17 protein-coding genes are annotated in these 20,024 nt (G+C 56.8%); 3 read left to right on the forward strand and 14 right to left on the reverse strand.

Annotation, left to right across the window (positions count from 1 at the left end; genetic code table 11):
• Window positions 1-46: 46 nt before the first annotated feature.
• From murG to leuO, 14 genes are all read right to left on the reverse strand, one after another.
• Window positions 47-1,117 (reverse strand): undecaprenyldiphospho-muramoylpentapeptide beta-N-acetylglucosaminyltransferase, encoded by a 1,071-nt coding sequence (gene murG, locus NKJ21_RS13840; RefSeq protein WP_008807432.1) that lies wholly within the window; start codon window positions 1,115-1,117, stop codon window positions 47-49.
• Window positions 1,114-2,388: a cell division protein FtsW gene (ftsW, locus tag NKJ21_RS13845; protein WP_004204337.1), complete on the reverse strand. Its 1,275-nt coding sequence runs from the start codon at window positions 2,386-2,388 to the stop codon at window positions 1,114-1,116. Before ftsW ends, murG begins: the two co-directional genes overlap by 4 nt.
• Complete coding sequence (gene murD, locus NKJ21_RS13850; protein WP_008807433.1) at window positions 2,388-3,704, reverse strand: UDP-N-acetylmuramoyl-L-alanine--D-glutamate ligase; 1,317 nt, start codon at window positions 3,702-3,704, stop codon at window positions 2,388-2,390. Before murD ends, ftsW begins: the two co-directional genes overlap by 1 nt.
• Before the next feature lie 2 nt (window positions 3,705-3,706).
• The gene (gene mraY / locus NKJ21_RS13855) at window positions 3,707-4,789 is read right to left on the reverse strand and encodes a phospho-N-acetylmuramoyl-pentapeptide-transferase (RefSeq protein WP_008807434.1); all 1,083 of its coding nucleotides are present in this window, start codon (window positions 4,787-4,789) and stop codon (window positions 3,707-3,709) included.
• A complete protein-coding gene (murF, locus tag NKJ21_RS13860) occupies window positions 4,783-6,141 on the reverse strand; it encodes a UDP-N-acetylmuramoyl-tripeptide--D-alanyl-D-alanine ligase (RefSeq protein ID WP_012968939.1) in 1,359 nt (452 codons plus the stop codon). The genes mraY and murF overlap by 7 nt, the downstream gene beginning before the upstream one ends.
• Window positions 6,138-7,625 carry a UDP-N-acetylmuramoyl-L-alanyl-D-glutamate--2,6-diaminopimelate ligase gene (murE, locus tag NKJ21_RS13865; RefSeq protein WP_008807436.1) on the reverse strand — a complete coding sequence of 496 codons (1,488 nt, stop codon included), beginning with the start codon at window positions 7,623-7,625 and terminating at the stop codon, window positions 6,138-6,140. The genes murF and murE overlap by 4 nt, the downstream gene beginning before the upstream one ends.
• Entirely contained in the window at window positions 7,612-9,378 is a 1,767-nt protein-coding gene (locus tag NKJ21_RS13870; RefSeq protein ID WP_008807437.1) for a peptidoglycan glycosyltransferase FtsI, read from the reverse strand. Before NKJ21_RS13870 ends, murE begins: the two co-directional genes overlap by 14 nt.
• Before the next feature lie 15 nt (window positions 9,379-9,393).
• Window positions 9,394-9,759 (reverse strand): cell division protein FtsL, encoded by a 366-nt coding sequence (ftsL, locus tag NKJ21_RS13875; protein WP_002888550.1) that lies wholly within the window; start codon window positions 9,757-9,759, stop codon window positions 9,394-9,396.
• A complete protein-coding gene (rsmH, locus tag NKJ21_RS13880; protein ID WP_008807438.1) occupies window positions 9,756-10,697 on the reverse strand; it encodes a 16S rRNA (cytosine(1402)-N(4))-methyltransferase RsmH in 942 nt (313 codons plus the stop codon). The genes ftsL and rsmH overlap by 4 nt, the downstream gene beginning before the upstream one ends.
• 2 nt (window positions 10,698-10,699) lie before the next feature.
• Window positions 10,700-11,158 (reverse strand): division/cell wall cluster transcriptional repressor MraZ, encoded by a 459-nt coding sequence (gene mraZ / locus NKJ21_RS13885; RefSeq protein ID WP_012542858.1) that lies wholly within the window; start codon window positions 11,156-11,158, stop codon window positions 10,700-10,702.
• Window positions 11,159-11,798: 640 nt separating this feature from the next.
• Window positions 11,799-12,803 carry a catabolite repressor/activator gene (gene cra / locus NKJ21_RS13890; protein WP_004145952.1) on the reverse strand — a complete coding sequence of 335 codons (1,005 nt, stop codon included), beginning with the start codon at window positions 12,801-12,803 and terminating at the stop codon, window positions 11,799-11,801.
• 180 nt (window positions 12,804-12,983) lie between these two features.
• Window positions 12,984-13,475: an acetolactate synthase small subunit gene (gene ilvN, locus NKJ21_RS13895; RefSeq protein WP_002888536.1), complete on the reverse strand. Its 492-nt coding sequence runs from the start codon at window positions 13,473-13,475 to the stop codon at window positions 12,984-12,986.
• 2 nt (window positions 13,476-13,477) lie between these two features.
• Entirely contained in the window at window positions 13,478-15,202 is a 1,725-nt protein-coding gene (gene ilvI / locus NKJ21_RS13900; protein WP_008807441.1) for an acetolactate synthase 3 large subunit, read from the reverse strand.
• A gap of 394 nt (window positions 15,203-15,596) precedes the next feature.
• Window positions 15,597-16,565 carry a transcriptional regulator LeuO gene (gene leuO, locus NKJ21_RS13905; protein ID WP_072121929.1) on the reverse strand — a complete coding sequence of 323 codons (969 nt, stop codon included), beginning with the start codon at window positions 16,563-16,565 and terminating at the stop codon, window positions 15,597-15,599.
• A 612-nt stretch (window positions 16,566-17,177) separates the two neighbouring features.
• On the opposite strand from leuO, the gene leuL reads away from it, so the two are divergent.
• The 3 genes from leuL (at window position 17,178) to leuB (ending at window position 20,022) form a co-directional block, all read left to right on the forward strand.
• Complete coding sequence (gene leuL / locus NKJ21_RS13910; RefSeq protein WP_004222662.1) at window positions 17,178-17,264, forward strand: leu operon leader peptide; 87 nt, start codon at window positions 17,178-17,180, stop codon at window positions 17,262-17,264.
• 95 nt (window positions 17,265-17,359) lie between these two features.
• Window positions 17,360-18,931, forward strand: coding sequence for a 2-isopropylmalate synthase (leuA, locus tag NKJ21_RS13915; protein WP_008807443.1), 1,572 nt, complete (start codon window positions 17,360-17,362; stop codon window positions 18,929-18,931).
• Entirely contained in the window at window positions 18,931-20,022 is a 1,092-nt protein-coding gene (leuB, locus tag NKJ21_RS13920) for a 3-isopropylmalate dehydrogenase (RefSeq protein WP_008807444.1), read from the forward strand. Before leuA ends, leuB begins: the two co-directional genes overlap by 1 nt.
• Window positions 20,023-20,024 lie beyond the last annotated feature (2 nt).

Raw genomic sequence — 20,024 nt, forward strand, 5'->3', positions numbered from 1 at the left:
TTTACGCCATCAACTTCTGTCATTCGGGCGGTGAAAATCACCGCAATTAGCGCGCCAAAGCTACGGCGCTGACCTCTTCTGCTACTCGCTCGGTAGCGTCCGGAATCGAAGCGCCACGCGCTCGTTCCGCCATATCCAGCAACGTTTCCCGATCCCAGCTCGCCAGGGTAGAGGCAACCGCCTCTACCGTGAACTCAGGCTGTTCAAGAATTTTCGCCGCGCCGGCTTTCTCCAGCGGCAGCGCATTCCAGTACTGCTGACGATCTTTGTGCTGGAAGGGTACAAACAGCGCCGGTAAACCTGCAGCCGCGATTTCGCTGACCGTCAGCGCGCCGGAACGGCAAACCACGACATCAGCCCAGGCATAGGCAGCGGCCATGTCATCAATAAATTCCGTCACTTTATGCTGCGGCTGCCCCGCAGCGGCATAGGCCTGTTGCACGGTTTGCTGGCCACCTTTGCCGCTCTGATGCCAGATGGTCACCGCATCACCGAGCTTCGCCGCCACCTGCGGCATAGTCTGGTTCAGGACGCGCGCGCCCTGAGAGCCACCGACCACCAGCACGCGAATCGGTCCATGACGCCCCACCAGACGCTGACCCGGCAGCGGCAGCGCCAGTACATCGGTACGCACCGGGTTTCCGACCACGTCCGCATGTGGGAACGCGCCGGGAAACGCCTGCATCACTTTCTTCGCAATCTTCGCCAGCCATTTGTTGGTCAGACCGGCAATACCGTTTTGTTCGTGGAGGACCACCGGGATCCCCAACGACCACGCCGCCAGACCGCCAGGCCCGGAGACATAGCCGCCCATGCCCAGCACCACATCCGGCTGGAAACGCTTCATGATCGCTCGCGCCTGACGCCAGGCGTTGAAGATACGCACCGGCGCCAACAGTTGCGCTTTTATCCCTTTGCCACGTAGGCCGGAGATACGGATAAAATCAATCTCGATGCCGTTTTTCGGCACTAAATCCGCTTCCATACGATCGGCGGTACCCAGCCAGCGAACCTGCCAGCCCTGGTCCATTAAATGGTGCGCGACCGCCAGCCCCGGGAACACATGCCCGCCGGTACCGCCCGCCATCACCATCAACCGCTTTTCCTGACCGCTCATCGAACACCCCGTGTAAACGCCTGGGCTTTTTCCAGACGCGTTTCATAATCTATTCGCAACAACAACATGATGGCCGTCGACATAATCAGCAGACTGGAACCACCATAACTGATCAGCGGCAGCGTCAGACCTTTCGTCGGCAGCATCCCCGCCGCCGCCCCGACGTTAACTAACGCCTGGAAGCTAAACCAGATGCCAATCGCACAGGCGAGGAAGCCGGAGAAGCGATGATCGATCTCCAGCGCTTTACGGCCAATCGACATGGCGCGGAAAGCGACGAAGAATACCATTAAAAGCGCCAGTACCACACCGATATAACCGAGTTCTTCGCCGATAATGGCGAAGATAAAGTCAGTGTGCGCTTCCGGCAAATACTCCAGTTTTTGCACTGAGTTGCCGAGGCCCTGCCCCCACATCTCGCCGCGGCCAAAGGCCATCAGCGACTGGGTCAGCTGGTAACCACTGCCGAACGGGTCTTCCCATGGGTTCCAGAAGGAGGTCACGCGGCGAATACGGTACGGTTCGGCGAGGATCAGCAGGACCACCGCCGAGATACCCATGCCGATAATGGCGATGAACTGCCACAGCTTCGCGCCGGCAAGGAAGAGCATCGCCAGCGTGGTGACGAACAGCACCACCACGGTACCGAGGTCAGGCTGCGCCAGCAGCAGGATCGCCAGCACGAAAATCACGCCCATCGGTTTTAAGAACCCGCGCAGGTTGTTACGCACTTCATCCGCTTTACGCACCAGATAGTTGGCGATATAGCAGAACAGCGACAGCTTGGTGAACTCCGCCGGCTGGATGCGCAGCGGGCCGAGGGCGATCCAGCGCGATGCGCCGTTTACCGAGCTACCCACCACCAGTACGATCAGCAGCATCACAATTGAGGCAATCAGCATCGCGGTACTGTGGCGCTGCCAGAAATCCATCGGCAGGCGCAGCGTCACCAGCGCGAGGACAAAGGCCAGCACAATGTACAGGCCATCACGCTTGGCAAAGAGGAAAGGATCGTTCGCCAGGCGCTGCCCCACCGGCATCGACGCCGAGGTCACCATGATAAAGCCGATCGCCGCCAGGCCGAAGGTCAGCCATAGCAGCATCCGGTCATACATCACCAGACTGTCGTTATCTTTCGGGCGCGAGCCCATCACCCAGCCTTTTAGCGCGGCGAACAGCCAGGCGAAGATAAACATCCCCGGCAGTCGCGGCAGTCTCAACCGAGGCAAGCTCAGCTGCGGCATTCTCAGGCGTGGGAGAGAGAAACGCATCAACCTAACTCCTTCGCCAGACGGGCAAACATATCGCCCCGTTGTTCAAAATTCTTAAACTGATCCAGGCTGGCGCACGCCGGCGACAGGAGAACCATGTCGCCCGCTTTCACCAGGGGCGCTATCTGACGCATCGCCTGTTCCATGGTTTCAGTTTGTACCGCCACGTCAGGACGCAGCTCGGCGAGCTCGGCGCCGTCGCGACCAAAGCAGTACAGACGGATACGATCGCCGCCGAGGTAGCGCTTCAGCGGGGTGAAATCAGCGGACTTGCCGTCGCCGCCCAGCAGAAGATACAGCGTGCCATCCAGCTGCAGGCCGTTCAGCGCCGCCTCGGTGCTGCCGACGTTGGTTGCCTTCGAGTCGTTAATCCAGCGTACGCCGTTGTGATCCAGCACCAGCTGAAAGCGATGGGCCAGGCCAGTAAAGGTGGTTAATGCCTTGAGGCTACTGGCCCGCGGCAGGCCCGCGGCATCGGCCAGCGCCAGTGCCGCCAGGGCGTTGCTGTAGTTATGCTGACCGGTGAGAGGCATCTCTTTCACATTGAGGACTTTCTCACCTTTAACGCGCAGCCAGGTTTCGCCCTGCTGACGGTTAAGGTGGTAGTCACCGACATCGACACCAAAGCTGATGCAGCGATCGTCCGCCCCGCGTACCGGCATCGTGAGCGCATCGTCCGCGTTCACCACGCAGGTTTTTGCATTCTCGTAAATCCGCAGCTTCGCCGCGCGATACTGCTGCAGCCCCAGCGGGTAGCGGTCCATATGGTCCTCAGTCACGTTGAGGATGGTTGCCGCCACAGCCTGCAGGCTGGAGGTCGTTTCCAGCTGGAAGCTGGAGAGCTCCAGCACATATAGCTCACGATCGGTGTCCAGCAGCATCAGCGCCGGCAGGCCGATATTACCGCCCACGCCGACGTTAACCCCGGCCGCTTTCGCCATCTCGCCCACCAGAGTAGTGACAGTGCTTTTGCCGTTAGAGCCGGTAATGGCGATAATCGGCGCCTGCGCCTCGCGGCAGAACAGCTCGATATCACCAACGATTTCTACGCCTGCATCGGCTGCCGCGCTCAGTGAAGGATGGGCCAGCGCGATGCCGGGACTGGCGACAATCAGATCCGCCGCCAGCAGCCAGGTATCATTGAGTCCGCCGACATGGCATTCGACCGATTCGGGTAATTTATCCAGCCCCGGAGGCGCGACGCGGGTGTCCATTACACGCGGCGTCACGCCGCGCGCCATGAAAAAGTCCACGCATGACAGGCCGGTCATACCCAGCCCAATAATGACGACTTTTTTACCCTGATAATCTGCCATGATTAACGTACCTTCAGCGTCGCCAGGCCAATCAGCACCAGCATCAGCGAAATAATCCAGAAGCGCACGATAACGCGCGGCTCCGGCCAGCCCTTCAGTTCATAGTGATGGTGAATCGGCGCCATACGGAAGATGCGCTGACCGCGCAGCTTAAAGGAGCCAACCTGCAGGATCACCGACAGAGTCTCCACGACGAAAACACCGCCCATAATCACCAGCAGGAATTCCTGACGCAGCAGCACGGCGATAATGCCCAGCGCGCCGCCGAGCGCCAGCGAACCGACGTCGCCCATAAAGACCTGCGCCGGATAGGTGTTAAACCACAGGAAGCCCAGACCCGCGCCGACAATCGCCGTACAGACGATCACCAGCTCGCCAGCATGGCGCAGATAGGGAATGTGCAGGTAGTTGGCGAAGTTCATGTTGCCGGTGGCCCATGCCACCAGCGCAAAGCCGGCAGCGACGAAGACGGTCGGCATAATCGCCAGGCCGTCGAGGCCATCGGTCAGGTTGACGGCGTTGCCGGTACCGACGATAACGAAGTAAGCCAGCAGGATATAGAGCAGGCCCAGCTGCGGCATCACGTCTTTAAAGAATGGCACCACCAGCTCGGTCGCCGGGGTGTCTTTCCCGGCCAGATAGAGCGCGAACGCCACGCCCAGCGCGATCACCGACATCCAGAAATACTTCCAGCGGGCGATCAGGCCTTTGGTATCTTTGCGCACGACTTTACGGTAATCATCAACAAAGCCGATGATCCCGTAGCCGATTAATACCGTCAGTACGCACCAGACGTACGGGTTGGAGGGGTAAGCCCACAGCAGAACGGAGACGGTGATCGCAGTGAGGATCATGATCCCCCCCATGGTCGGCGTGCCGCGTTTGCTGAAGTGGGACTCCGGACCGTCGTTACGTACGACCTGGCCGAAGGAGAGTTTTTGCAGACGGGCGATCATGCGCGGGCCCATCCACAACGAGATGAACAGCGCGGTCAGCAGGCTGACGATGGCGCGAAACGTCAGATAAGAAAAGACGTTAAAGCCGGAATAATATTTGACCAAATGTTCGGCCAGCCATACTAACATGTCCCAGTCTCCTGTAATGCGCGTACTACCTCTTCCATGGCGGCACTACGTGAACCCTTCACTAAAATGGTCATTATCTTGTGCTCCGCCAGCAGCTCGCGCAGGCGAGCCACTACTGCGGCTTTATCATTAAAATGTTCGCCCACGCCGCTGGCGCGGCTGATATCCGCGCTCAAGGTGCCGACGCTGAGGACGCAATCCAGCCCCGCCGCTTTCGCTGCCTCGCCGACTTCGCGATGGCAGGCCGCGCTTTCCGCGCCAAGCTCCGCCATATCGCCGACCACCATCGCCCGGAAGCCGGGCATCTCTGACAGTACCTGCACTGCCGCGGTCATCGAACCAACGTTGGCGTTGTAGGAGTCATCCAGCAGCAGCTGGCTCTCCGTCAGCCGGATCGGGAACAGACGCCCCGGAACGGCCTTCAGCTGCGCCAGACCGGCTTTTACCGCCGCCAGATCGGCGCCTACCGCCATCGCCAGCGAGGTCGCCGCCAGCGCGTTAGCGATGTTATGGCGTCCCGGCAGCGGCAGCAGGACGTCAACGTTGCCGGTTGGGGTCTGCAGCGTAAATTCGGTACCGTGGCTGGTGATCTGCACGTTGGTCGCCGTGAAGTCGCTGTTGGCCGCATTCGGTGAGAAGCGCCACACTTTGCGATCGCCAATCACCGCCTGCCAGTTCAGCCAGTCGTTGTTATCAGCATTGAGAATGGCGATGCCGTTTTCCGGCAGACCGGTATAGATTTCGCCCTTCGCCTTCGCCACGCCCGCCAGCGAGCCGAAACCTTCGAGGTGCGCCGCAGCAAGGTTGTTGACCAGCGCGGCTTCCGGACGCGTCAGGCTGACGGTCCAGGCGATTTCGCCCTGGTGGTTGGCGCCGAGTTCGATCACCGCGTACTGATGCTCTTTAGTCAGGCGCAGCAGCGTCATCGGTACACCGATATCGTTGTTCAGGTTGCCAGCGGTATACAGTGTGTTGCCGCACTGGCTAAGGATCGCCGCGGTCATCTCTTTGACCGAGGTTTTACCGGACGAGCCGGTCAGGGCGACGACGCGGGTCGGTACCTGCTGACGCACCCAGGCGGCTAACTCGCCGAAAGCCTGGCGGGTATCTTTCACGATCACCTGCGGGAGATCGCAGGCCAGCGGACGGCTCACCAGCAGCGCGCCGGCGCCAGCTGCTTTCGCCTGTTCGGCAAAATCATGAGCGTCGAAACGCTCGCCTTTGAGCGCCACAAACAGGCAGCCCGCCGTCACTTTACGGGTATCGGAGGTCACCTCGTCGATAGCGATGTCGCTACCCTGCCGTTCGCCATGGGCGATCGCGGCGAGCTGGCTTAACGTAAAGCGAATCATGCTACCGCTCCCAGCAGACGCGCGACGGTGACGCGGTCGGAATAATCCAGACGGCGATTGCCGACGATCTGGTAATCTTCATGGCCTTTACCCGCCACCAGCACCACGTCGTTCTCTTTCGCCTGCATCACGGCGTTGGTGACCGCTTCCGCGCGGCCTTCCATCACCTTCGCATGACCCGCATCGAGCATGCCGGCCAGAATATCGTTGATAATCGCCCGCGGCTCTTCGGTGCGCGGGTTGTCATCAGTGACCACCACGATGTCGGCAAATTCTTCAGCGATAGCGCCCATCAGCGGACGCTTGCCTTTGTCACGGTCGCCGCCGCAGCCGAAAACGCACCACAGCTTGCCGCTGCAGTGCAGGCGCGCGGCCTGCAGCGCTTTTTCCAGCGCGTCAGGCGTATGGGCGTAATCCACCACCACGGCCGGTTTACCGGGCGCGCTGAACACTTCCATACGACCGCATACCGGCTGTAAACGCGCTGCGGTTTTCAGCAGATCGGCCAGCGGATAGCCCAGCGCCAGCAGCGTCGCCAGCGCCAGCAGCAGGTTGCTGACGTTAAAGGCGCCCATCAGGCGGCTTTCGATTTCACCGTTGCCCCAGCTGGAGTCAAACTGAATGGTCGCGCCGCTGTCGTGATAGTTGACCGCGGTGGCCTTCAGCCAGCGGCCGTGGCAGTTCGGATTGATATGATCTTCCATCGACACCGCCACCGCATCCGGCAGCTTCGCCAGCCAGCGACGCCCCACTTCATCGTCAGCGTTGACGATGGCCTGGCCGCAATGGTGGGTCGAGTACAGCAGCCATTTCGCCGCTTCGTAGTGCTCCATGTCGCCATGGTAGTCGAGGTGGTCGCGGCTCAGATTGGTAAACACCGAGGCGGCAAACTGCAGCGCCGCCACGCGGTGTTGCACCAGACCGTGGGAAGAGACTTCCATCGCGCCGAAGGTTGCCCCCTGCCCGACCAGACTGGAGAGCACATGCTGAACGTCTACCGCAGAACCGGTGGTATTTTCGGTCGGCACGACTTTATCCAGCAGGCCGTTGCCAACGGTCCCCATCACTGCGCTGGTTTCGCCGAGCAGCTTCGCCCACTGCGCCAGCAGTTGAGTGGTGGTCGTTTTACCGTTAGTACCGGTGACGCCCACCAGACGCAGCTGCTGCGACGGCTGATGATAAAAACGCCCGGCCAGCGCCGATAAGCGTTCGTTAAGCTGGCTCAGGTAAATAACCGGCACGCCGTGCATTTCACGGATCTCACCGTCTTCAGCCTCGCCCTGCGCTTCAGCAATAATGGCAGCCACACCTTGCGCTATCGCCTGCGGGATATAACGACGCCCGTCCGCCTGATGACCCTGTACCGCGATAAAGAGATCGCCGGAAGCAGCCACCCGGCTGTCCAGCGTCATCTCTCGCAGAATGCGCTCCGGTGCGTTTGGCACCCACGGAGCGAGTAGGTCGCGCAAATTACGATCTGCCACCTGTTCCCTCGCCTTGATTAATTACAAATTCACTTTTTTCGCCCGTTGCCAGCGCATCCGGCTCAATGTTCATGGTGCGCAATACGCCGCCCATGATGGCACCGAAGACCGGCGCGGAAACGGCGCCACCGTAGTATTTACCTGCCTGCGGGTCGTTGATCACCACCACCAGCGCGAAGCGCGGATGGCTGGCGGGCGCAACGCCTGCGGTGTAAGCAATATATTTGTTGATATAGCGGCCATCCGGCCCCACTTTTTTCGCCGTACCGGTTTTAATCGCGATGCGATAGCCTTTGATCGCCGCTTTCACGCCGCCGCCGCCGGGCAGCGCCACGCTTTCCATCATATGAACGACGGTACGAACGAGTGATTCCGGGAAGACGCGCTCGCCCGGAACCGGTGGATCAACCTTGGTAATTGACAGCGGGCGATAGATGCCATAGCTGCCAATCGTTGCGTAGACTCGCGCTAACTGTAACGGGGTTACCATTAGCCCGTAGCCGAAAGAAAAGGTGGCCCTCTCTATGTCAGACCACCGTTGTTTTTGAGGATATAAGCCACTGCGTTCTCCGACCAACCCCAAATTGGTCGCCTTTCCAAGCCCAAAACGTGAGTAAGTATCTACTAACGCTGAGGACGGCATCGCTAACGCCAGCTTAGAAACACCGACGTTACTCGACTTCTGTAGCACCCCGGTCAGGGTCAATTCGCTATAACGCGCCACGTCTTTGATTTCGTGGCCGTTAATTCGATAGGGAATGGTATTCAGCACGGTATTTTCGTTGACGATGCCGCGCTGCAGCGCCGTCATCACCACCATCGGTTTCACCGTCGAACCCGGTTCGAATACGTCGGTGATAGCGCGGTTACGCATGGTGTCTTTCGCCGTACCGGCGAAGTTGTTCGGGTTATAGGAGGGGCTGTTGGCCATCGCCAGCACTTCCCCGGTGTTAACGTCCACTAACACGGCGCTGCCCGACTCGGCTTTGTTAAAGGCCACGGCGTTGTTCAGCTCGCGATAGACCAGCGCCTGCAGACGTTCGTCGATGCTCAGCGCCAGGTTGTGCGCCGCCTGGCTGTCGGTAGAAGAGATATCTTCAATGACCCGGCCATAGCGGTCTTTACGCACGATACGCTCGCCCGGCTGGCCGGTAAGCCATTTATCAAAGCTTTTTTCGACCCCTTCAATCCCCTGGCTGTCGACGTTGGTAAAGCCAATGAGGTGAGCAGTCACTTCTCCGGAAGGGTAATAACGACGGGACTCTTCACGCAGATGAATGCCCGGCAGCTTTAGCTTTTTGATGTAGTCGGCCATGTCAGGGTTTACCTGACGCGCCAGATAGATAAAACGCATCCGCGGATTGGTATTGATGCGCGTTGCCAGCTGATCCAGCGGCATATTGAGGGCGTCCGCCAGCGCCTTCCAGCGCGTATCCAAGGTGACCCCGCCAGCATCATGCAGCTCCTTCGGATCGGCCCAGATAGCCTTCACCGGTACGCTGACCGCCAGCGGCCGCCCGGAGCGGTCGGTAATCATCCCGCGCGCGGTAGACACTTCCTGGACGCGCAGCGAGCGCATATCGCCCTGACGCACCAGCATGTCGGGGCTGACCACCTGGAGCCAGGCGACACGACCCAGCAGGAAAGTCAGCGCCAGCAGAATACAGCCGCACAGCAACGCAAAACGCCAACTGATAAAGTTGGCCTGTTCTTCCTGACGCTTTGCTTTTGGCGTTTTTGGCGCTGCTTTCATCCGTCGCAATAATCCTTATTTCTGTACAACGATATTTTCTTGTGATGGATCGACGTGTTGCATCTGCAACTTCTCGGTCGCGATCCGCTCAACCCGACTGTGATCGCCGAGCGCGTTCTCTTCGAGGATCAGGTTGCGCCACTCGATATCCAGGGCGTCGCGTTCCAGAACCAGTTGTTCACGCTGCGCGGTCAGCAGGCGCGTATGGTGCGCGGTGGTGACCACGGTAATCGCCGTAATAATGATGCAAATGAACAGGCAGAGTGGCAGTTTCCCAAACCGCAGAAGGTCGTCCCCGATCACGCCAGGCAAAGCATGGCGCTCGTTGCTTCCAATCGACCCTTTAACCTTGCTTAAGGCCTCTGTCACTCTGCCGATCATGCGTTCGTCCTCTCTGCAATACGCAGCACTGAACTACGGGCACGTGGATTCTCTGCCACCTCTTCTTCGCCCGGCATCAACTTGCCTAGTGCTCGTAACTCACGGCCGCCCAGTTTTTTGAGCTGCGCTTCGGTCATCGGTATTCCCGCCGGAACCTGCGGACCGCGGCTTTGTTCACGCATAAAGCGCTTCACAATGCGATCTTCCAGCGAATGAAAACTAATGATCGATAGCCGCCCACCCGGGGCCAGCACGCTGAGCGAGCTTTTTAGCGCCTGCTCTATCTCCTCCAGTTCACTGTTTACCCATATGCGCACCGCCTGGAAGGTACGGGTCGCGGGATGTTTATGCTTATCTTTTACCGGCATCGCCGCAGCAATGACCTCCGCCAGCTCTTTGGTGCGGGTCATCGGTTCAATACGGTTACGTTCGACGATCGCGCGGGCGATACGTTTACCGAAACGCTCTTCGCCGAAGGTTTTAATCACCCAGGCGATATCGGCTTCTTCTGCCGTCTGCAGCCACTCGGCCGCGGACTGACCGCGCGTCGGATCCATGCGCATGTCCAGCGGCCCGTCGCGCATAAAGGAAAAGCCGCGTTCCGCATCGTCAAGCTGCGGGGAAGAGACGCCGAGATCGAGCAGAATGCCGTCGATCTTACCGGTAAGATTACGCTCGTCGACGTAGTCAGCGAGCTGTGAAAAAGGACCATGTACGATGGAAAAGCGGGGATCATCGATGGTTTTCGCGACGGCAATCGCCTGTGGATCGCGATCGATTGCCAGCAAGCGTCCTTCCGCTCCCAGCCGGGAGAGGATCAGGCGCGAGTGACCACCGCGGCCAAAAGTACCATCAATATAGATACCGTCTGGACGAATATTGAGGCCGTTGACGGCTTCATCCAGAAGTACCGTAGTATGTTTATAATTTTCCATCATTTTTATAAGGACAAATCCTGCAGGCGCTCCGACAGTTCACCGGTCGCGGACTGCTCAGCGTCGATATCTTCCTTGACCCGTTGATACCAGGTCGTTTCATCCCACAGTTCAAACTTATTAAACTGCCCGACCAGCATCACTTCTTTTGTCAGCCCGGCATGCTGCCGTAACACCGGCGCGATGAGCAATCGTCCGGCATTATCCATCTGACATTCGCTGGCATGACCCAGAAGCAAACGCTGTACGCGCCGCTCAACGGGATTCATGCTCGATAAACGCGACAATTTCTGCTCGATGATTTCCCATTCAGGCAATGGATAAAGCAGCAGGCACGGGTGATGAATGTCAATGGTGCATACCAATTGACCGGCAGCGTCCTCGATCAGCCCATCGCGATAGCGCGTTGGCACGGCCAGGCGGCCTTTGCTGTCGAGATTGACCAACGTTGCTCCACGGAACATGCCAGCCTCACCCCTTTTCGCCACTTTATCCCACAAATTCCCACCAGAAGGAGTTTACGGAGCGGAGGAAAAGCTTGTCAAGCCAGCACGGATGCCAACAGAGCTCAAAAACCCATTATTTACAGCCGACATTAGCCCTGATGAAAAAATCATCAACAGGCGAGGCAAATTAACGTTATGAATACGTGTAAGAAAATAACCAACAAACTCGTAACAGTTATAAACAACAAAATATCTTCGGCGGGAAAATATAAAGTGTCAGTTTGCGACGCGAGCGGCATTTTAGGCCATTATGCCGGTCGTTAACAGTACCTGTTGCTGGCTGAGGGGCGGACCAGACGCGGGATAGGGCAGAAGAGAAAGGCTGGGGCGTACAAAATGAGTGTTAATTCAGCAATTAACCTGGTGAATGTAACAAAATAATACAATTAAAGCCTGCGCAATCATTTTTTGTGTCCCGTTTTGAGTAACAAAACGATTGCCAGCGAATTAAACAAAATAACACGTAAAGAAGTTTAGGGATTTGTCTGAAATATATTCAGTTTTGCATTTTGGACGTCAATTGCCTGATTAATCGCCAAAGGCCTGCTTTCCGGCAGGCCCGCCAGGAATATTCCTGGGCTCTGGCGATATTGCGCGCTTAGCGGCGATTCAGGCTACCACGACGATAGAGATTACGGCGAATACGGCTCAGGCCCGGCTTTGGCTTGCGCGGTTCATCGAGGCTGGCGAGGACGATCTCCAGCACCCGCTCAGCGACATCGCGATGGCGCTGAGCCACCGCCAGCACCGGGCACTGCAGAAAATCGAGCAGCTCATTATCGCCGAAGGTGGCGATCGCCAGCTCGGAGGGCAGTTTGCCCTCACGGCGCAGCGTCACATCCATCACGCCCTGCAGCAACGGGAAAGAGGTAGTAAACAGCGCCTGAGGCATCGGATGGGTTTCAAGCCATTTCTCAAACAGCTGAGCCGCCGCTTCGCGCTCATAGCTGTTGGCATAGAGATAATGCACCTCGCGCGGATCGTCCTGCCAGGCTTTGCGGAAGCCCTGCTCGCGCAGGAAGCTCACCGACAGTTCCGGCAGCGCGCCGAGATAAAGTACCGTTTCGCCAGGGAAGGTCCGCAGCTCGGCAGCGAGCATTTCAGCGTCATCCTGATCAGCGCCGACCACACTGGTGAAATGCTCGCGGTCAAGGGCGCGGTCAAGCGCGACAATCGGAAACGGATCGTTAGCCCAGCGTTGATAGAAAGGGTGCTCCGGCGGCAGCGAGGTAGAGACAATGATAGCGTCCACCTGGCGCTGCAGCAGATGCTCAATGCAGCGCATCTCGTTATCGGGTTGATCCTCAGAACAGGCAATCAGCAGCTGATAGCCACGCTGACGCGCCTGACGTTCGAGATAATTTGCAATGCGGGTATAGCTGGTATTTTCGAGATCCGGGATCACCAGACCGATAGATCGTGTGCGTCCTGCACGCAGGCCAGCGGCGACCGCATTCGGATGATAGTTATGCTCCCGCACCACAGCCATCACCTTTTCGACCGTTTTATCGCTTACGCGGTACTGCTTCGCTTTGCCATTAATCACATAGCTCGCGGTGGTTCTTGAAACACCGGCCAGCCGGGCGATTTCATCCAGTTTCACAATTGCCCCTTGGGTAAGAAGTGCCAAACATAACCATTATTCAGGTATGGAACCCTTTTTATAACATCTAAGCGCAGAATAGTTAGCGCAGCAACCGCTTTCGCTTACAGTTCCTACTGATTTCGCAAAAAAAAAGCCCGACAGTCGCTGCCGGGCTATTTTTGCATCAGTTCCCGATCCTCAGCGCATGATTTTATCACCGCGAGACAGGCCGACCACACCGGAGCGAGCCACTTCTACGATCCGAGCGACATCGCGCAGCGAAGCCAGGAAAGCATCAAGCTTATCACTGGTTCCGGCGAGCTGAACGGTATAGATAGAAGGCGTCACATCGATAATCTGTCCGCGAAAGATTTCGGTGTTGCGTTTCACTTCTTCACGGCCATAGCCGCTGGCCTGAACCTTCACCAGCATGATTTCGCGTTCGACATGGGCCCCCTGCCCCAATTCGCTGACTCGCAGCACATCCACCAGCTTGTGCAGCTGCTTTTCAATCTGCTCGATCGCTTTTTCATCGCCCACGGTCTGGATGGTCATTCTGGAGAGCGTAGGGTCGTCCGTCGGCGCCACAGTCAGGCTTTCTATATTATAGCCGCGCTGGGAAAAGAGGCCGATAACGCGGGACAATGCGCCCGATTCGTTTTCCAGTAATACCGATAATATCCGGCGCATAATCAGGTTCTCTCCGTTTTGCTCAACCACATCTCATCCATGCCGCCGCCGCGGATCTGCATGGGGTACACATGCTCACTGCCGTCGACGGTGACATCGACAAACACCAGCCGGCGCTGACGCACCTGCTCCAGCGCTTCAGCAAGCTTTGACTCCAGCTCCTGCGGCTCACTGATGCGGATCCCGACGTGACCATAGGCTTCCGCCAGACGCACAAAGTCCGGCAGCGATTCCATATAGGACTGGGAGTGGCGCCCGGAATAGAGCATATCCTGCCACTGCTTCACCATCCCGAGATAGCGGTTGTTGAGGTTAAGCACCAGAACCGGTAACTCATACTGCAGCGCAGTAGAGAGTTCCTGAATGTTCATCTGGATACTGCCGTCACCGGTCACGCAGACCACCATTTCGTCCGGCAGAGCCATTTTGACCCCCAGCGCAGCCGGTAGGCCAAAGCCCATGGTGCCGAGACCACCGGAGTTAATCCAGCGCCGTGGTTTGTCGAAAGGGTAATACAGGGCGGCGAACATCTGGTGCTGGCCCACATCGGAAGTGACGTAGGCATCGCCCTGGGTCAACCGCCAGATAGTTTCAATCACCGCCTGCGGTTTGATTTTATCGCTCTGGTCGTCGTAGCGCAGACAATGGCGGGCACGCCATTGCTCGATCTGTTGCCACCAGTCGCGAATGTCGTCCAGCGGCTGCTGCGTCTCTTCCTGGTCCAGTAGCTCCAGCATCTGCTCCAGTACCAGCCGGGCATCGCCGACGATCGGCACATCTGCCGGCACGGTTTTCGAGATCGAGGTCGGATCGATATCAATATGCAGCACCGTCGCGTTCGGACAGTACTTGGCCAGATTGTTGGTAGTCCGATCGTCAAAGCGGACGCCGACGGCGAAAATGACGTCCGAATGGTGCATGGTCATGTTGGCTTCATAGGTGCCGTGCATACCCAGCATCCCCAGCGCCTGCGGGTGCGTCGCCGGGAAAGCGCCAAGCCCCATCAGAGAGGAAGCAACCGGCAGCTTCAGCTTTTCCACCAGTTCACGCAGCTGGGGTTCGCAATGCGCATTGATCGCCCCGCCGCCGACGTAAACGACCGGCTTACTCGCCGCCACCAGGGTCTGCAGGGCGCGTTTAATCTGTCCCTTATGACCGCTGGTGGTCGGGTTATACGAACGCATACTCACCGCCTCCGGCCAGGCGTACGGCAGCTTTTTCGCCGGATTGAGGATATCTTTCGGTAGATCGACCACCACCGGTCCGGGGCGACCGCTGGCCGCCAGCCAGAAGGCTTTCTTCAGGACACCGGGAATATCTTCGGTCTGCTTCACCAGGAAACTGTGCTTCACCACCGGACGGGAAATCCCCACCATGTCGCACTCCTGGAAGGCATCGTAGCCGATCAGCGATGTCGCCACCTGCCCGGAGAGGATCACCAGCGGAATGGAATCCATATAGGCCGTCGCGATGCCGGTGATGGCGTTCGTCGCCCCTGGTCCAGAGGTGACCAGCACGACGCCAACCTCGCCGGTCGCCCGCGCCAGGCCATCCGCCATATGCACTGCCGCCTGCTCGTGGCGAACCAGCACATGATCGATACCGCCAAGGGTATGTAACGCATCATAGATATCGAGGACTGCGCCTCCGGGATAGCCGAATACTTGCTTGACGCCCTGATCGACAAGCGATTGGACGACCATCTCGGCTCCTGACAACATCTCCATGGTTTGCCTCCAGGCTTATTGTTTTACGACAGCGGAACTCAATTTCCGCGCGCTCGCACGATGCGGAGGAGAGACCCTCCGCACTGAGGTGAATGGACTGCATGCCACTACCATAACTGCTCGCCAGCAGGCAGGCAATTCGCCGCAGGGGATGTGTTATCCCCGTAATAAGAAGAAAAGAAAGCGGAGAAGTGAAAATATGGTGGATTGCTTCAGAGATAAGAAAAGGGAATGGTAAATACTCGGAGAAAAGGCGTGATAGCAGGAATTGATCCATTTTTCACGAACCAAACGAATGCCTCGAACAGGTCAAACAGAACAAAATTCTGCATTATCGAATTTACATCATATAAAAAAAGGAGCCGAAGCTCCTTTTACCCTCGTTGCCATCGGCTCAGCGCTTGCAAATATCCACCAGCAGCTCTTCCATCCACTGATGGCCTTTATCGCGGCCAGCCGCTTCATGCCACGAGAGATAGCAGGTCCGGCTGTTAACCTTCAACGGCAAAGGTAATATTTGCAGGGCTAATTTATCGGCAAACTCATTGGCCAGCCAGCGCGGGGCAATCGCCACCATCTGAGTTTGCGATACCACGTTTAATACGCTGACCATCGCATTACCCTGATAGGCGATACGCGCCTGTTTATCGGCCGTGTCATACCACGGTAAACTGAATGAGGCATACCGATCGAGAGCCACCGTAGCATGCTCCTCACGATAAATATCCGCCTCCATCACCGGCCCGGAAATACGGGGGTGGTTGCGACTGGCCACCAAAACCATTTCGTCTTTGAATAACGGGACGCAGGCAAACTCAGGGCGACGGAACTCTTCATAACCGATCACAAATTCCGTTTCCTGATAACGTAACTGATGTTCCGTATTTTGATTCAGCGCGGATTTAAAGACCAAATGAATATTGGGTGCGATCTCCGCAACTTTATTAAAAATAACCGACGTCAGGATGTTATCCAGCGGGCTGCAGACGCACAGATGGAAAACGCGCTCACTGCTTAGCGGTTCAAAACCGGAGCCCGGCAATTCGTTTTGGACCAGCTGCAGCGCCTGGCGCACAGAACCAAAAAGCTGATAGGCCCGCGCCGTCGGCTGAATACCGCGGCCATATCGCACAAACAGCTCATCATTAAACATCACTTTCAGACGTGAAACCGCGTTACTCACCGCGGGTTGAGACATGCCGAGCGTATGGGCGGCACGGGTGATATTCTGCTCTTGCATAACCGCATCAAAAACGGTGAGCAGATTGAGATCAACCATCCGTAGTTGAGGTTTAACGACTTCCTGTCCGGGGGCTGATTTATATTCTGGAGTGTCAATTAACATATCTAATTCCGCCGTCACGATGAATTCCCTTTACTAAACCGCTATAATTAGCGTCGAAAATATCATTTATCATGCAAATGACATTTGCAAAATAGCAAAGGAGATTTTTAGGAATATATCAAGGCTATGAGTGGCAGTGAAAAAGCGGGACTACCAGGAAAATGAACCGCTCAAACCATACCGGTTACTTAATGATGGTGAGTGTAACCATAATCCGTAAAAATAAAAACAACACCACTAGTTAACTGTAACTTAAGCAATAATAAAGTATTTTATTTTTAACCTCATAAAATTAACAACTGCTTATCATTGAAAAATAATCCGCTAATGGGCAAATACATTCATAAGGAAAATAAATATAATATTTTCATTCAGATAGCTTTTTTTGTCGCCTCGTTCATGGCACATCGTGAGCGATGCGTTGAATGCAAAGCACTTTTTCAAATGAAACAATTGAGGACGCGCCTCCCTTTGTCCAAAATAGGATCTTCGGCAAAACAGGGCTTACATCAGCACAATTTGCTAATTCACATCGTGAGCCAATAACGCTTTTTCCGTGCCAGGGGTTGACTTTAAAACGGCTATCCAGTAACTCTAAAAGCATAACGATTTCATCTGGAGTTTGACGCAATGATTCGCACCGCTCGTATCACCAGCCTACTACTACTAAACGCATGCCATTTGCGCGGTAGGCTGTTGGGCGACGTTCAGCGTTAAGTCATCTTCCAGCAAGACTATAAAACCCGCGCCTTGGCGCGGGTTTTTTTATGCTCGTCAACAAGGCGCCAGGACACAGACTAAGGATCCAAACCATGAGCCAGCAAGTCATTATTTTCGATACGACCTTACGTGATGGCGAACAAGCGTTACAGGCAAGCCTGAGTGTCAAAGAGAAGCTGCAGATCGCTCTGGCCCTTGAGCGTATGGGGGTCGACGTAATGGAAGTCGGTTTCCCGGTCTCTTCCCCGGGCGATTTTGAATCGGTGCAAAGCATCGCACGCACCATCAAAAACAGCCGTGTTTGCGCTCTAGCGCGCTGCGTTGAGAAAGATATCGATGTGGCAGCAGAATCCTTAAAGGTGGCTGAAGCTTTCCGCATCCATACCTTTATTGCGACCTCGCCGATGCATATCGCCACCAAACTGCGCAGCACGCTGGATGAAGTGATTGAGCGCGCGATCTATATGGTGAAGCGGGCGCGCAACTACACTGACGATGTCGAATTCTCCTGTGAAGACGCCGGCCGCACGCCGATTGCCGATCTGGCTCGCGTCGTGGAAGCGGCGATCAACGCTGGCGCCACCACCATTAATATCCCGGACACCGTCGGCTACACCATGCCGTTCGAATACGCCAACATTATCAGCGGCCTGTATGATCGCGTGCCGAATATCGACAAAGCGATTATTTCCGTCCACACCCATGATGACCTGGGCATCGCCGTCGGTAACGCCCTCGCCGCGGTCCACGCCGGTGCGCGCCAGGTAGAAGGCGCGATGAACGGTATCGGCGAACGCGCTGGCAACTGCGCGCTGGAAGAAGTGATCATGGCGATCAAAGTGCGCAAAGACATCATGAACGTGCACACCAACATTAATCATCATGAAATCTGGCGCACCAGCCAGACCGTCAGCCAGATCTGCAATATGCCTATCCCGGCCAACAAAGCCATCGTCGGCACCGGCGCCTTCGCCCACTCCTCCGGCATCCACCAGGACGGCGTACTGAAGAACCGCGAAAACTACGAAATCATGACCCCGGAATCCATCGGCCTGAACCAGGTACAGCTGAACCTGACTTCCCGCTCCGGTCGCGCGGCGGTGAAACACCGGATGGAAGAGATGGGTTACCAGGAGAGCGATTACAACCTGGATCATCTGTACGACGCGTTCCTGAAGCTGGCGGACAAAAAAGGCCAGGTCTTCGATTACGATCTGGAAGCGCTGGCGTTTATCAACAAGCAGCAGGAAGAGCCGGAGCATTTCCGCCTGGACTACTTCAGCGTCCAGTCTGGCTCCAGCGATATCGCCACTGCTTCAATCAAGCTGGTCTGCGGGGATGAAATCAAAACCGAAGCCGCTAATGGCAACGGTCCGGTCGACGCCATCTACCAGGCTATTAACCGCGTGACAAACTACAACATTGATTTAGTGAAGTATGGCTTAAGTGCGAAAGGCCACGGCAAAGACGCCCTGGGCCAGGTGGATATCGTCGTTGACTACAACGGCCGCCGTTTCCACGGTGTTGGTCTGGCCACAGATATCGTTGAGTCGTCAGCAAAAGCCATGGTTCACGTGCTGAACAACATCTGGCGCGCCGCCGAAGTCGAAAAAGAATTGCAACGCAAAGCTCAGAATAAAGAGAACAATAAGGAAACCGTGTAATGTCGAAGAATTACCATATTGCCGTTTTGCCGGGTGATGGCATTGGCCCGGAAGTGATGAACCAGGCGATGAAAGTACTGGAAGCCGTGCGCCAACGTTTTGCCATGCACATTACCACCAGCCAGTATGACGTCGGTGGGGCGGCTATTGACCGTCAGGGGACTCCCCTGCCGCAGGCGACCGTCGCCGGATGCGAACAGGCGGATGCGATCCTGTTCGGCTCCGTCGGTGGTCCGAAATGGGAACACCTGCCGCCCGCCGAGCAGCCAGAGCGCGGTGCGCTGCTGCCGCTGCGTAAACACTTCAAACTGTTCAGCAATCTGCGTCCGGCCAAACTGTACCAGGGGCTGGAGGAGTTCTGCCCGCTGCGCGCCGACATCGCTGCCAACGGCTTCGACATTCTCTGCGTTCGCGAACTGACCGGCGGCATCTACTTCGGCCAGCCAAAAGGCCGCGAAGGCAGCGGTCAGCATGAGAAAGCCTTTGATACCGAGGTGTATCACCGCTTTGAAATCGAACGTATCGCGCGCATCGCTTTTGAATCCGCTCGTAAGCGTCGTCACAAAGTGACCTCCATCGATAAGGCCAACGTCCTGCAGTCGTCCATTCTGTGGCGCGAAATCGTCACCGAGATCGGCAAGGAGTATCCGGACGTTGAGCTGGCGCATATGTATATCGATAACGCCACCATGCAACTGATTAAAGATCCGTCCCAGTTCGACGTGCTGCTGTGCTCCAACCTGTTTGGCGACATCCTCTCCGACGAGTGCGCGATGATCACCGGCTCTATGGGCATGTTGCCGTCCGCCAGCCTCAACGAGCAAGGTTTTGGCCTGTATGAACCAGCGGGCGGCTCGGCGCCGGACATCGCGGGCAAAAATATCGCTAACCCGATCGCGCAGATCCTCTCTCTGGCCCTGCTGCTGCGCTACAGCCTCGACGCTGACGAAGCGGCGACCGCCATTGAAAGCGCCATCAACCGTGCTTTAGAGGAAGGGGTTCGTACCGGCGACCTGGCGCGCGGAACGGCGGCGGTCAGTACTGATGAAATGGGCGATATCATTGCCCGCTATGTCGCAGAAGGGGTGTAATC

Source organism: Klebsiella sp. SWET4 (assembly GCF_024296565.1).
Taxonomy (GTDB): domain Bacteria; phylum Pseudomonadota; class Gammaproteobacteria; order Enterobacterales; family Enterobacteriaceae; genus Klebsiella; species Klebsiella variicola.